We start from the raw sequence: 12,877 nt of genomic DNA on the forward strand, positions 1-12,877 counted from the left end.
GCCGTCGCCTTCCGTGCGGTCCCGGCGGCCCGGCAACTGCCTCGACCCTCGACCCCACAGGGGACGCGCATGACCTCAAGTTCCGATGTGATCGACGAAGCCCGTAAGGCCGACGACAGTGCGACCGCGTCCGCCACGCTGGGTGGCGAGCAGAAGCGTTCGATCGAGCAGATCACGCTGCTTCTGTTCATCACCGTGCCGTTCCTGGCGCTCGTGGCGGCCGTGCCGCTGGCCTGGGGCTGGGGGGTGAGCTGGCTCGATCTGGGCCTGCTGGTGTTCTTCTACTTCCTGGGGTGCCACGGCATCACGATCGGTTTCCACCGGTACTTCACCCACGGTTCGTTCAAGGCCAAACGGCCGCTGAGGATCGCGCTGGCGATCATGGGTTCGCTGGCGGTCGAGGGGCCCCTGGTGCGCTGGGTGGCCGATCACCGCAAGCACCACAAGTTCTCGGACGCGGAGGGCGACCCGCACTCTCCGTGGCGGTTCGGCGAGACGGTTCCGGCGCTGATGAAGGGACTGTGGTGGGCTCACATCGGCTGGATGTTCGACGAGGAGCAGACCCCGCAGGACAAGTACGCGCCGGATCTGATCAAGGACCCGGCGATCCGGGCGATCTCCCGGCAGTTCGTGTACTGGACGGGCGTCTCCCTGCTCCTGCCGCCGCTGATCGGCGGTCTGGTGACGATGTCCTGGTGGGGCGCGTTCACCGCGTTCTTCTGGGGTTCACTCGTACGGGTGGCGTTGCTGCACCATGTGACGTGGTCGATCAACTCGATCTGTCACGCGGTGGGCAAGCGGCCGTTCAAGTCGCGGGACCGTTCGGGCAATGTGTGGTGGCTGGCGGTGCTGTCGTGCGGTGAGTCCTGGCACAACCTGCACCATGCCGACCCGACCTCGGCGCGGCACGGTGTGATGCGCGGCCAGATCGACTCCTCGGCCCGGTTCATCCGCATCTTCGAGCTGCTGGGCTGGGCGTACGACGTGCGCTGGCCGTCACGCTCGCGTATCGATTCGCGCCGGAACACCGACCAGGGCGGCTCCCGGCGCCGGACGGAGACCGCGAAGGCGGCATGATTGACGCCGTGGCGACCGACTCCAGCAGTACCTCCAGCAACGACAAACCGCGGCGGACCCGCCGGACCCGTATGACCGGTGCGGAGCGCCGCCAGCAGCTGCTGGAGATCGGTCGTACCCTCTTCGCCGCGAAGGGTTTCGAGGGCACCTCGGTGGAGGAGATCGCGGCGAAGGCCGGGGTGTCCAAGCCGGTGGTGTACGAGCACTTCGGCGGCAAGGAGGGCCTGTACGCGGTGGTGGTGGACCGCGAGATGCGCCGCCTGCTGGACATGGTGACCAGCTCCCTGACCGCAGGCCATCCGCGTGAGCTGTGCGAGCAGGCCGCGTTCGCTCTGCTGGACTACATCGAGGAGTACACGGACGGCTTCCGCATCCTGGTCCGTGACTCCCCCATCCCCCAGTCCACGGGCTCCTTCGCCTCGCTCATCTCCGACATCGCCACCCAGGTGGAGGACATCCTGGGCCGCGAGTTCAAGTCCCGCGGCTTTGATCCGAAGCTGGCCCCGCTGTACGCGCAGGCGCTGGTCGGCATGGTCGCCCTGACCGGCCAGTGGTGGCTGGATGTGCGCCGCCCGAAGAAGGCGGAGGTCGCCGCGCATCTGGTGAACCTGGCGTGGCACGGGCTGGACGGGCTGGAGCAGAAGCCGCGGCTGATCGGGCACCGCAAGGCGTAGCCCAGGGGCTCCGCGCCCCGCGGTCATCGGGGCTGGAGGAACTCCAGCCGGTTGCCGACGGGGTCCTGCGAGTAGAAGCGCAGGTGGCCGGGGAGGTTGTCGTCCCAGGTGACCTGCGCGCCCTTGGCGGTGAGGCGGGCCGCGTACGCCTCGATCTCCGTGACCCTGAGCCCCGGATGGGCCTTCTTCGCCGGTCGCCAGTGACATTCTCCGCCTCCGGCGGGGGCGTCTTCGATGCCCAGGTGGAGCTGCACGGCCCCCGCCTGGAACCAGCAGCCGCCGCGCGCCGCGAGCACCGGTGGCTTCGGGATCTCCGTCATCCCCAGAACGTCGACGTAGTACGCCCGCAGCGCGTCCTCCGACCCGGGCGGGGCCGCCAGCTGCACATGGTCGACCGCGGCGAGCATGCTCAGGCCTCCTTCACGGCGACGGCGAACAGCCGGCGGAAGGGCAGGACCGTGCCGTACGGCGCGCTGGGGTAGGCCTGCCGCAGCAGGTCCCGGTACTCCGCCAGGAACGCGTCGCGTGCCTCGGGGTCGTCGGCGAGCGCCGTCAGTGCGGGCCTGAGGCCGGTGCCCTTCACCCAGTCCAGGACGGGATCCTCGCCCTGCAGGAGGTGGAAGTACGTCGTCTGCCACACGTCGGTCGCGCAGCCCAGGCGGGCGAGCCGGTCCAGGTAGGCGCCGGGGGTGTGCACGGAGTCGGTGCGGCGCAGGACGTCGGCGAGCCGGGACTTCCAGCGGGGGGTGCCGGCGAGTTCGCGCATCAGGGCGTGCAGCGGGGCGTCGATGTTGTCGGGCACCTGGAAGGCGAAGGTGCCACCGGGCCTGAGGCCGGCGGTCCACTGGGCGAAGCGGTCGGCGTGGTCCGGCACCCACTGGAGGGTCGCGTTGGAGACGATCAGGTCGTACGGCTCCCCGGGCACCCAGGTGCGTACGTCGGCCGGGGCGAAGTCCAGCCGTCCGCCGCCCGCGGTGGGGCCTTCGTGCTCGGTGTGGGCCCGGTCGAGCATCTCGGGCGAGTTGTCGTAGCCGGTGGCGTGGGCGGCGGGCCAGCGTTCGGTGAGCAGCGCGGTGACGTTGCCCGGGCCGCAGCCGAGGTCGGCGATGCGGGGCGCCGGCGTGGGGAGCGCGGGGACGCGGGCGAGGAGGTCGGCGAAGGGACGGGCCCGGTGACCGGCGTGTCGCAGATACTGCCCGGGGTCCCAGATCGGTGTCGTCATACCACCACTGTCCTCCCGGCTTATCTCGACGTCAAGAGGCTTGACGTCAAGAGACTTCATGTCGACACAACCACTACACTGATCTCCATGGAGGACGAGGTCGATCGGCTGGTCGCAGCGTGGCGCCGGGAACGTCCGGACCTCGACGTGGAGCCGCTGGAAGTGCTCAGCCGGGTGAGCCGACTCGCCCGGCATCTGGACCGTGCGCGCCGGCTCGCCTTCGCCGAGCATCAGCTGGAGCCGTGGGAGTTCGACGTGCTGACCGCGCTCCGGCGCGCGGGCACGCCGTACCAGCTCTCCCCCGGTCAGCTGCTGACGCAGACCCTGGTCACCTCGGGCACGATGACCAACCGCATCGACCGGCTGGCCAAGAAGGGCCTGGTGGAGCGGCTGCCCGACCCGAGCGACCGGCGGGGCGTGCTGGTCCGGCTGACCGGGACCGGCCGGGACCGCGCCGACCAGGCGCTGGCCGGCCTGCTGGAGCAGGAGCGGGCGATCCTCGCCGAGCTGTCCCGCGCCCAGCGCGCCGAACTGGCCGGTCTGCTACGCCAGTTGACCGCCCCGTTCGACAACATCCCCGGTTAGCTCGGCCGGTCCGACCCCCGCCCGGCGGGCGAGGGCGACGGCGGCCAGTGTCGAGTGGACACCCAGCTTGCCGAGGACGTTCTGCATATGGGTGCGCACGGTGTGCGGGGAGAGGAACAGCCGCTCGGCGACGGCCTTGCGGCCGAGGCCCGCGACCATGCAGCGCAGCACCTCCCGCTCGCGCGGGGTGAGGGACTCCACCAGCAGCTCGCTCTCGGTGCGGTGCCGGCGGGCGGCCGTCAGCTCCCTGAGCACACCGGTGAGCAGGGCGGGCGGCAGATGGGTCTCGTCGCGCAGCACACCCCGGATCACCGTCAGCAGCCGGGACAGCGAGCAGTCCTTGGCGACCCACCCCGAGGCACCGGCCTGCAGCGCGAGCGCCGCCCGCCGGGAATCGTCCTTCTCGGCGAGCACCACGATCCGCACGGCGGGCTGGGCGGCGCGGACCCCGGCGACCAGCGAGAGCCCGTCGACCAGGCCCTCCTCGTTCCCCTCCTGCACGGGCACGGGAACCGTCGGACGGCTGCCGGGCGCATGGCCACCGAGGTCGGCGTCGACCAGCAGCACATCGAAACGGCGGCCCTCACCGGCCGCCCGCTCCAGACAGCGCAGTGCGGCGGGGCCGCTGCCGGCGGCGGAGACCTCGACGTCCGGCTCGGCGGCCAGGGCGGCAGCGAGCGACTCGGCGAAGATACGGTGGTCGTCGACGACCAGGACTCGGATACGAACCACGAAACCCCTCCCGGACCGGGCCTGGTCCACTGGAGAACGACGACCCGCGCGGGTACGGACACCCACGGAAAGGACGCACGCCGCGCGGCCGCCGCCGTCGCGGAAACTGCTACCCCCACCGCGGGCGCCGTACCCGCCTGTCTCGCCCCCTGATCAGCACCGGCCCCCACCGGTGCTGTTCCACAGAGTACGGACGGGAGCACGCAGCGGAAGGAGATTTGCAGAACTGGCCGTCCAGCGCGTTTCTCGTGTGCCGCAAGTTTCGTTTCGAGACGGAAGTCGACAAATCCCCGACGCGATCTGCTTCCCTCACGCCACCGGGATCGTCGCTGACACCCGGTGCCGCTGCACCCGGGGCGGTGGAGTTCAGACCACCCGCCGCGCCCCCGCCGACGGCACTGCCTCGAAGACCCGGGGGGCCGTGAAGCCCGCCGCTGCGAAGGCTTCTTCGATCGCCTTGGTGAGGGTGTCGACGTCCGTGGCCTCCGCCAGGACGATCGCCGAGCCGCCGAAGCCGCCGCCGGTCATGCGGGCGCCGAGCGCGCCGTTCGCCAGGGCCGTGTCGACGACCAGGTCCAGCTCGGGGCAGGAGATGCGGAAGTCGTCGCGCAGGGAGGCGTGGCCCTCGGTGAGGACCGGGCCGATGGCGCGGGTCTCACCGGCGCGGAGCAGGCCGACGACCCGCTCGACCCGGTGGTCCTCCGTCACCACATGACGGACCAGGCGGACGACCTCCTCCTCGTCGCCCAGGCGGGCGAGCGCCGCGTCAAGCTCGGCGTAGGGGACGTCCCGCAGGGCGTCGACGCCGAGCAGGGCCGCGCCCTTCTCGCAGCCGGCCCGCCGCTTGCCGTACTCGCCGCCGCTGTGGGCGTGCTTGACCCGGGTGTCCACGACCAGCAGGCGCAGGCCCTCGGCCGCGAGGTCGAAGGGGATCTGCTGCTGGGACAGGTCGCGGGTGTCCAGGAAGAGCGCATGGCCCTGCTCGCAGCAGGCCGACGCGGTCTGGTCCATGATGCCGGTCGGCGCACCGACGTAGACGTTCTCGGCCCGCTGGCACAGCCGGGCCAGCTTCCAGCCCGGAAGGCCCAGGTCGTAGAGGTCGCGCAGCGCGAGCGCGATCACCACCTCCAGGGCCGCCGAGGAGGACAGGCCGGCGCCGGTCGGGACCGTCGAGGACAGGTGGACGTCCGCGCCGGTCACACCGTGGCCCGCCTCGCGCAGCGCCCAGACCACGCCCGCCGGGTACGCCGTCCAGTCGTCGTCGCTCTGCGGGGCCAGGGCGTCCAGCCGCAGCTCCCTGACGCCGCCCTCGACGTCCGCCGAGTGCAGGCGCAGGACGCCGTCGGTGCGGCGGGAGACCGCCGCGATCGCCCGGTGCGGCAGCGCGAACGGCATCACGAAGCCGTCGTTGTAGTCGGTGTGCTCGCCGATGAGGTTGACGCGGCCGGGTGCCGCCCACACGCCCTCCGGCGCGGCCCCGTACAGCTCGGCGAAGCGCTCCGCGACCTGCTGTGCCCCCACTAGTGCTCCTTCGTGATGCTCTGCGTGAACTCCCACGCGTCCGCGACGATGCCCGCGAGATCCGCGCGGGTCGGGTTCCAGCCCAGCTTCTCGCGCGCCGTGTCCGCCGAGGCGACCAGGACGGCCGGGTCGCCGCCGCGGCGTGGGGCCACGATCTCGGGGATCGGGCGGCCGGTGACCTGCCGGACCGTCTCGATGACCTCGCGGACGGAGAAGCCCTCGCCGTTGCCGAGGTTGCAGATGAGGTGCTCGCCCGGCTGCGCGGCCGCCAGGGCCAGCAGGTGGGCCTCGGCCAGGTCCGCGACGTGGATGTAGTCGCGGACGCAGGTGCCGTCCGGGGTCGGGTAGTCGTCGCCGTAGACGGAGATCGCGTCGCGGCGGCCCTGGGCGACCTGGAGGACCAGCGGGATCAGGTGGGACTCGGGGTCGTGGCGCTCGCCGTGCGCGCCGTAGGCGCCGGCCACGTTGAAGTAGCGCAGGGAGACCGCCGCCAGACCGTGGGCGCCGGCCTCGCTGGTGATCATGTGGTCGACGGCCAGCTTGGAGGCGCCATAGGGGTTGGTCGGCCTGGTCGGCGCGGTCTCCACGATCGGGACCTGCTCCGGCTCGCCGTAGGTGGCCGCCGTGGAGGAGAAGACGAGCTTGCGCACGCCCGCCTCGCGCATCGCGCCGAGCAGCGCCATGGAGCCCGCGACGTTGTTGTCCCAGTACTTCTCCGGCTTCACCACCGACTCGCCGACCTGCGAGGACGCGGCGAAGTGCAGCACGCCGTCGTAGGAGGGGTCGAGCCACTTGGCGGCGTCGCGGATGTCGCCCTCGACGAAGGCCGCCCCGGCCGGGACGCCCTCGCGGAAGCCGGTGGAGAGGTTGTCGAGGACGGTGACCTCGTGGCCGGCCTCCAGCAGATGCTGGGCCACGACACTGCCGACGTAACCCGCGCCACCCGTCACCAGGTACTTCATGAACTCGCTACCTCTCGCAGTCGCTCGGCCGCGCGCTCCGGCGGCACGTCGTTGATGAACACGCTCATGCCGGACTCGGAACCCGCGAGAAACTTCAGCTTGCCGGAAGTGCGGCGGATGGTGAAAAGCTCGAGGTGGAGCGCGAAGTCGTCCCGCGTGACCCCCTCGAACGCCTCCAGCGCGCCGAACGGGGCCTGGTGCCAGGCCGCGATGTAGGGCGTCGGAGGTTCCCCCTCGCCGAAGATTCGGTCGAAGCGCCTCAAGAGTTCCAGATAGACCTGGGGGAATTCTGTGCGCGCCGCCTCGTCGAGGGCGAGCAGATCGGGCACGCGGCGCTTGGGGTACAGGTGTACCTCGTACGGCCAGTGCGCCGCGTACGGCACGAAGGCCGCCCAGTGTTCACCCTCGAGGACGACCCGTTCCTCGGCGAGCTCCCGCTCCAGGACGGTGTCGAAGAGGTTCTCGCCGCCGGTCGCCTCCTTGCGCGCGGCGAGCGAGCGGAGCATCAGCGCGGTGCGCGGGGTGGTGAAGGGGTAGGCGTAGATCTGTCCGTGCGGGTGCTGGAGGGTCACGCCGATCTCGGCACCGCGGTTCTCGAAACAGAACACCTGCTCGACGGAGGGCAGATGCGACAGCTCCGACGTTCGGTCCGTCCACGCGTCCAGCACCAGCCGGGCCTGTTCGACGCTCAGGTCGGCGAAGGAGGCGTCGTGGTCGGAGGTGAAGCAGACGACCTCGCAGCGGCCGGAGTCGCCGGCGAGGGAGGGGAAGCGGTTCTCGAAGACGACGACGTCGTACGACGAGTCCGGGACCTCACTGAGCCGGTCGCCCCACGTGGGGCACAGGGGGCACTCGTTCGCCGGCGGGTGGTAGGTGCGGCCCTGCCGGTGGGAGGCGACGGCGACCGAGTCGCCGAGCAGCACGTCACGCCGGATCTCGGAGGTCGTATGGGTCCGCTCCAGCGGGCGGCGGTCGACGGCGTCCCGCACGGTGTCGTCCCGCAGGTCGTAGTAGATGAGCTCACGACCGTCGGCCAGCCGTGTCGAGGTCTTCTTCAACGCCGGACTCCTCTACGTCCCGCACCCAATCACTCAACACAATCAAACATAACAGACCACAACTCGACAACCGTCGGGCCGATCACAATCAAACAAAGAACACCAACAGAAGTGTTCAATTTCTGAACGCGGAGGCGTAGGTTCCGCTCTGGATCAGTTCGCGCAACGAAGCGAGTACTCATGCAAACCCCCACAGACAGCCCCCTGTATATGGCGGCGGCGCTACGGCTCCCCACGAACTGGCTGGACTACACGATCCTGGCGATCTACTTCGTCGTCGTGCTCGGCATCGGCTTCGCGGCCCGCCGCTCGGTGAAGACCAGCCTGGACTTCTTCCTCTCCGGACGCTCGCTGCCCGCCTGGATCACCGGCCTCGCCTTCATCTCGGCGAACCTGGCGGCCACCGAGATCCTGGGCATGGCCGCGAACAGCGCCCAGTACGGCGCGTACACCGTGCACTGGTACTGGATCGGCGCCATCCCGGCGATGGTCTTCCTGGGCCTGGTGATGATGCCGTTCTACTACGGCAGCAAGGTCCGCTCGGTCCCCGAGTTCCTGCTGCTGCGCTTCGACCGGGCCGCCCACCTGCTCAGTTCGATCCTGTTCGCGTTCGCCGCGATCCTGATCGCGGGGGTCAACCTGTACGCCCTCGCGATCGTCGTCGAGGCCCTGCTCGGCTGGCCGCAGTGGGTCGCGATCGTGGTCGCCGGCGCGTTCGTGCTCGCGTACATCACCCTCGGCGGCCTGTCCTCGGCGATCTACAACGAGGTCCTGCAGTTCTTCGTGATCCTGGCCGCCCTCATCCCGATCACCGTCCTCGGCTTGAAGAAGGCCGGCGGCTGGAGCGGGCTGACCCACAAGCTCACCGCGACGCACGGCGCGAACTTCACCACCGCCTGGGGCGGCACCGGCATCGGTCATGTCAACCCGCTCGGCGCGAACTGGCTGACCATCGTCCTCGGCCTCGGTTTCGTCCTCTCCTTCGGCTACTGGACGACCAACTTCGCCGAGGTGCAGCGCGCCCTGTCCGCGAAGAACCTCTCCGCGGGGCAGCGGACCCCGCTGATCGCCGCCTACCCGAAGATCTTCATCGTCTTCCTGGTGATGATCCCGGGCCTGGTCGCCGCCGCGCTCATCCCCAAGTTCGGCACCGCCGGCTCCGGTTACCAGTACAACGACGCCATCCCGTACCTGATGCAGGAACTGCTGCCCAACGGCGTGCTCGGCATCGCCGTCACCGGTCTGCTCGCCGCCTTCATGGCCGGCATGGCGGCCAACGTGTCGTCCTTCAACACCGTGTTCACCAACGACATCTGGGCGAAGTACGCGGTGCGCGGCCGCGAGGACGCCTACTACGTCCGGTTCGGCCGCCTGATCACCGTGATCGGCGTCCTCGCCTCCATCGGCACGGCGTTCCTGGCCTCCTCGTTCTCGAACATCATGGCCTACCTGCAGACGCTGTTCTCCTTCTTCAACGTGCCGATGTTCGTCGTGTTCATCGTCGGCATGTTCTGGAAGCGGGCGTCCGCCAAGGCCGGCTTCTGGGGCCTGCTCGCGGGCACCGTGACCGCGATGATCAACTACTTCGTCTTCTACAAGAAGGGGATCATCTCCATCCCCTCCGACCAGGGCGCCAACTTCGTCTCCGCGATCGCGGGCTTCGTCGCCGGCGCGGTCGTGATGGTCGCGGTGTCCCTGTTCACCAGTCCGAAGCCGGCGCAGGAGCTGCAGGGCCTGGTCTACGGCACCCGCTCCCCCGGCATGTCCGAACCGCCCGCACCGGGCGACGAGGCCTGGTACCGCCGGCCGGCCCTGCTGGGCTGGGGCGCGGTCGTGCTCGCCGCCGTCTGCTACATCCCGTTCTCGTTCTGACGCGGGAGGATCGAGGAAACCATGTCCGAACACCCCGAGCACCCTGACCGTCGCCACCACTACACCGAGGACGAGGTGGCGCGGGAAGTCACCGAGCTGGAGGGCAAGTCCGCGACGGCCGCCCGCATCTTCGACCTGCGCCGCATCATCGGCGGCCTGTTCGTGCTGTACGGCGTCATCGTCACGATCACCGGCATCACCGACTCCCAGGCCGCCATCGACAAGGCCCAGGGCGTCAACATCAACCTGTGGACCGGGATCGGCATGCTCCTGCTGGGCATCTTCTTCCTGGCCTGGCTGAAGCTCCGCCCGACTCCACCGCCGCTTCCTCCGGCGGGCCTGCCGGAGGAGACGCGGGGGGACTGAAGCGCCGTTCCCGTGTGCGGGTGCGTGGGGGCTGGTCGCGCAGTTCCCCGCGCCCCTGCGGGGCGCACCCGGCCGGCACCGGCGCAGGGCGCCTACTCGGTACCGGAACCCAACGGTCCCGCCCGGTCCAGCAACCCCGTGCGCGCGGCCAACGCCGCCGCTTCCAACCGGGACCCGACGCCCAGCTTCATCAGCACCCGCTGGACATGGGTGCGGGCCGTGCTCGGCGCGATGCCCATCCCCGCCGCGATCAGCCGGGTGTCCTCCCCGTCGGCCACCCGCACCAGCACCTCCACCTCCCGCGGCGTCAGCATCGACAGCAGCCGCTGGGCCTCGTCATCGGGCTGCGCCGCCGGGTTGAGCAGCTCCCCGAACGCCCCCTGCAGCAACTGGGGAGCCACCGCCGCCTCCCCGGCCCGCGCCTTCATGATCGCCCGCTCGACGCCCTCGATCCGCTCGTCGTGCCGCACGTACCCCGACGCCCCCGCCGCGAACGCCGCCGCGATCCCCCGCGGCGACGGCACCGGGCCGAGCACCACCACCGCCACCTGCGGCCGCTCCCGCTTGACCTTCACCACCGGGTCGAAGACACCCGGTTCGGCCGGCGCCGCCGTACCCAGCAGGCACACCTCCGGCGCCCGCGCGATCACCAGGTCCGCCGCGCCCGCGGCCGGCGCCGCCGCGGCGAGCACCCGGTGCCCGCGCAGCTTGAGCGCCGACGCGAGCGCCTCCGCGAGCAGGCGATGGTCGTCGACGACCATGAGCCGCACTCCCATAGAGCAACCCCCCAGTCCCCCCCATGGATGCCCCACTATGGACGCCCACCGGTCCGCACGGACAGAGGGCCCCCCGGCTCCTCGTCCTTCATGCCCCCGGAAGCTACACGCTTGTTCGACGGAGCGCTGCCCCTATTCATGAGAAGTGCCCCGGATCGATGAAATCCGGGGCACTTCTCGGTAAGTCACCCATTCGGGCGAGACCGCCGCGGTGGCCGCGCGGCGGGTCGTACGGCGTCAGCCGCCCGTGCCGAACGCCAGCACCAGGTCCTCCTCGCCGATCGACGAATCGCCCTTCCGGCGGGCGAAGACCTGCGCCATGTACAGGCGGCCGTCACGGAAGAGGAGCTCCCCGCTGTCGGGCAGGATGTTGCTCTCCGCCTCCCGCACGTTCTTCACGGCGGGGTTCTCCAGCAGTTTGGTCACCTTGAAGCTGCCGCCGTCGATGCTGACGATCTGACCGCCCTTCTGGTACGTCGGCGGCTTGTAGGCGAGCAGATTGCTCCCGTCCATGCGCAACGGGGAGAGCGTGGTGTCGTCTCCGGCATCGGCGCGCTGGCCCGTCGGCTTTCCGGTGGTCAGGTCGAAGGCGACGATCGAGTTGGTCCGGCTGAGGCCGGAGGAGCCGTCGTGCTCCGCGGTCGGCAGATACAGCTTGCCGTTGCCGACGACGATCCCGTGGCAGTCCTCGACGCGGGTGATGCCCTCGCACTTGCCGGCGTAGGTGCTGGACGGCGCGGAGATGTGCGCGAGCAGCCTGCCCGTCCTGTCGTCGATGGAGAAGTAGTCCGTGATCGCGGTGCTGTCGCCCGCGGCGGCCGCGACCACCAGCGGGTCGGTGGAGACGACGGAGGCTTCGTCGAGGCCCGGGTCCATCTTGTACTCCGAGATCACCTTCCCCGTCTTCGGGTCGAGGGTCTGGATGTGCACCTGGGCGTTGTCGGACCCTCCGCAGCTGCGCACCGCGACCAGCTTGGCACCGCCGCCGTACCCCGCGTCGTAGCAGTCGTCGCCCGGCTTCGGCAGCCACAGCGGCTTGCCGGAGTCGATGTCGAAGGCGGCACCGCCGCTGGTGTCGCCGACCGCGACCGTGCGCTGACCAACCGTCACATTCTGGTAACTGACCGGGTAGTCACCTGACTTGACCGTCTGCGTCCACAGCTTTTTCCCGGCGTCGAGATCGAGGGCGGCGATCTGCGTGCATCCGGCGAAGCTGTTCTTCGTGTCCGTTCTGGGCTCGTAGGTGATCGCGGTCCTGCCGTCCGACGTGACCTGCTTGCTGGCCGCGCAGACCGGGCCGGGCAGCTTGATCGTCCACAGCTTGGTGCCCTTGACCGGGTCGTAGCCGACGATCTCGGCGACGCCGCTCTTGGCGTACACCTTGTCGGTCAGCCATGCGCCCACGGTGCTCACCACGTCGTCCGTGGTGGGCAGCGGGACCTGGAACAGCACCTTGGCCGCGGGATCGGCCGGCACCTTCTCCTTGCCGCCGCCCGTGGTCCCGCCGCTGCCGTTCTTGCCGCCCGTGCCGCCGCTCGACGAGGCGGTGCCGTGCTGCCTGCCGTCGCTGCCGGAGTTGGCGTACCAGATGCCGCCGCCGACGATCAGCGCGATCGCGACGACCGCCGCGACGACGATGAACAGCACCGTGTTGTTGCGCCCGCCGCCGCCCTGCACGGACTGCGGCGGCATCGGGGCCGGCGGCTGGCCCGGATAGCCGTAACCCGGCTGCGCGTACGGGTTCTGCGGCTGGCTCCCGTAGGGAGCGGCGGGCGGCTGCCCGTAGGCCGGGGGCTGCTGGCCGTAAGGGTTCTGCTGCGCGCCGGGGTAGCCGTAGCCGGGCTGCGGCTGCGGAGGCTGCGGGGCGGACGCCGCCTGCGGGTAGCCGGGCTGCGGCTGCGGAGGCTGCGGAGGCTGCGGGGCGGATGCCGCCTGCGGGTAGCCGTAGCCGGGCTGCGGCTGCGGAGGCTGCGGGGCGGACGCCGCCTGCGGGTAGCCGGGCTGCGGCTGCGGAGGCTGCGGAGGCTGCGGG

At 70.6% G+C, this 12,877-nt stretch carries 13 protein-coding genes; 5 read left to right on the forward strand and 8 right to left on the reverse strand.

Going from position 1 to position 12,877, the window contains the following annotated elements; genetic code table 11:
* Positions 1 to 69 precede the first annotated feature (69 nt).
* Both ACFYOH_RS30555 and ACFYOH_RS30560 read left to right on the forward strand, forming a co-directional pair.
* Positions 70 to 1,077: an acyl-CoA desaturase gene (locus ACFYOH_RS30555; protein WP_388632089.1), complete on the forward strand. Its 1,008-nt coding sequence runs from the start codon at positions 70 to 72 to the stop codon at positions 1,075 to 1,077.
* Positions 1,074 to 1,751, forward strand: a complete 678-nt coding sequence (locus ACFYOH_RS30560) for a TetR/AcrR family transcriptional regulator (RefSeq protein ID WP_067049993.1) — start codon at positions 1,074 to 1,076, stop codon at positions 1,749 to 1,751. Before ACFYOH_RS30555 ends, ACFYOH_RS30560 begins: the two co-directional genes overlap by 4 nt.
* A 23-nt stretch (positions 1,752 to 1,774) precedes the next feature.
* On the opposite strand, the gene ACFYOH_RS30565 is transcribed toward ACFYOH_RS30560, so the two are convergent.
* The gene (locus ACFYOH_RS30565) at positions 1,775 to 2,158 is read right to left on the reverse strand and encodes a VOC family protein (RefSeq protein WP_388632092.1); all 384 of its coding nucleotides are present in this window, start codon (positions 2,156 to 2,158) and stop codon (positions 1,775 to 1,777) included.
* A 2-nt stretch (positions 2,159 to 2,160) separates the two neighbouring features.
* Positions 2,161 to 2,973 (reverse strand): trans-aconitate 2-methyltransferase, encoded by an 813-nt coding sequence (locus ACFYOH_RS30570; RefSeq protein ID WP_388632095.1) that lies wholly within the window; start codon positions 2,971 to 2,973, stop codon positions 2,161 to 2,163.
* Positions 2,974 to 3,060: 87 nt separating this feature from the next.
* Between ACFYOH_RS30570 and tamR the strand changes: the two genes are divergently transcribed.
* Complete coding sequence (tamR, locus tag ACFYOH_RS30575) at positions 3,061 to 3,558, forward strand: MarR family transcriptional regulator TamR (RefSeq protein WP_353599108.1); 498 nt, start codon at positions 3,061 to 3,063, stop codon at positions 3,556 to 3,558.
* Here tamR and ACFYOH_RS30580 read toward each other — a convergent pair.
* The 4 genes from ACFYOH_RS30580 to galT form a co-directional block, all read right to left on the reverse strand.
* Positions 3,517 to 4,290 (reverse strand): LuxR C-terminal-related transcriptional regulator, encoded by a 774-nt coding sequence (locus ACFYOH_RS30580; protein WP_388632098.1) that lies wholly within the window; start codon positions 4,288 to 4,290, stop codon positions 3,517 to 3,519. The genes tamR and ACFYOH_RS30580 overlap by 42 nt on opposite strands.
* A gap of 366 nt (positions 4,291 to 4,656) precedes the next feature.
* Positions 4,657 to 5,811: a galactokinase gene (gene galK / locus ACFYOH_RS30585; protein WP_388632101.1), complete on the reverse strand. Its 1,155-nt coding sequence runs from the start codon at positions 5,809 to 5,811 to the stop codon at positions 4,657 to 4,659.
* Positions 5,811 to 6,773, reverse strand: coding sequence for a UDP-glucose 4-epimerase GalE (gene galE / locus ACFYOH_RS30590; protein ID WP_388632104.1), 963 nt, complete (start codon positions 6,771 to 6,773; stop codon positions 5,811 to 5,813). The genes galK and galE overlap by 1 nt, the downstream gene beginning before the upstream one ends.
* Positions 6,770 to 7,831, reverse strand: a complete 1,062-nt coding sequence (gene galT, locus ACFYOH_RS30595; protein WP_388632107.1) for a galactose-1-phosphate uridylyltransferase — start codon at positions 7,829 to 7,831, stop codon at positions 6,770 to 6,772. The genes galE and galT overlap by 4 nt, the downstream gene beginning before the upstream one ends.
* A gap of 180 nt (positions 7,832 to 8,011) precedes the next feature.
* Between galT and ACFYOH_RS30600 the strand changes: the two genes are divergently transcribed.
* Both ACFYOH_RS30600 and ACFYOH_RS30605 read left to right on the forward strand, forming a co-directional pair.
* Positions 8,012 to 9,703: a sodium:solute symporter family protein gene (locus ACFYOH_RS30600; protein WP_388632110.1), complete on the forward strand. Its 1,692-nt coding sequence runs from the start codon at positions 8,012 to 8,014 to the stop codon at positions 9,701 to 9,703.
* A gap of 21 nt (positions 9,704 to 9,724) precedes the next feature.
* The gene (locus tag ACFYOH_RS30605; RefSeq protein WP_388632112.1) at positions 9,725 to 10,069 is read left to right on the forward strand and encodes a hypothetical protein; all 345 of its coding nucleotides are present in this window, start codon (positions 9,725 to 9,727) and stop codon (positions 10,067 to 10,069) included.
* Positions 10,070 to 10,161: 92 nt separating this feature from the next.
* Here the strand turns inward: ACFYOH_RS30605 and ACFYOH_RS30610 are convergent, their stop codons facing one another.
* The gene (locus ACFYOH_RS30610) at positions 10,162 to 10,845 is read right to left on the reverse strand and encodes a LuxR C-terminal-related transcriptional regulator (RefSeq protein ID WP_388632115.1); all 684 of its coding nucleotides are present in this window, start codon (positions 10,843 to 10,845) and stop codon (positions 10,162 to 10,164) included.
* Between the two features lie 237 nt (positions 10,846 to 11,082).
* A partial coding sequence (locus ACFYOH_RS30615; RefSeq protein WP_388632118.1) for a PQQ-binding-like beta-propeller repeat protein occupies positions 11,083 to 12,877 on the reverse strand: 1,795 nt, incomplete at its 5' end.

It is taken from the genome of Streptomyces sp. NPDC007856 (genome assembly GCF_042868225.1).
Lineage (GTDB): Bacteria > Actinomycetota > Actinomycetes > Streptomycetales > Streptomycetaceae > Streptomyces.

Coding starts and splice junctions, on each gene's coding strand:
- ACFYOH_RS30555 (WP_388632089.1), top strand. CDS start 70: ATGACCTCAAGTTCCGATGTGATCGACGAAGCCCGTAAGGCCGACGAC.
- ACFYOH_RS30560 (WP_067049993.1), top strand. CDS start 1,074: ATGATTGACGCCGTGGCGACCGACTCCAGCAGTACCTCCAGCAACGAC.
- ACFYOH_RS30565 (WP_388632092.1), bottom strand. CDS start 2,158: ATGCTCGCCGCGGTCGACCATGTGCAGCTGGCGGCCCCGCCCGGGTCG.
- ACFYOH_RS30570 (WP_388632095.1), bottom strand. CDS start 2,973: ATGACGACACCGATCTGGGACCCCGGGCAGTATCTGCGACACGCCGGT.
- tamR (WP_353599108.1), top strand. CDS start 3,061: ATGGAGGACGAGGTCGATCGGCTGGTCGCAGCGTGGCGCCGGGAACGT.
- galE (WP_388632104.1), bottom strand. CDS start 6,773: ATGAAGTACCTGGTGACGGGTGGCGCGGGTTACGTCGGCAGTGTCGTG.
- ACFYOH_RS30600 (WP_388632110.1), top strand. CDS start 8,012: ATGCAAACCCCCACAGACAGCCCCCTGTATATGGCGGCGGCGCTACGG.
- ACFYOH_RS30605 (WP_388632112.1), top strand. CDS start 9,725: ATGTCCGAACACCCCGAGCACCCTGACCGTCGCCACCACTACACCGAG.
- ACFYOH_RS30610 (WP_388632115.1), bottom strand. CDS start 10,845: ATGGGAGTGCGGCTCATGGTCGTCGACGACCATCGCCTGCTCGCGGAG.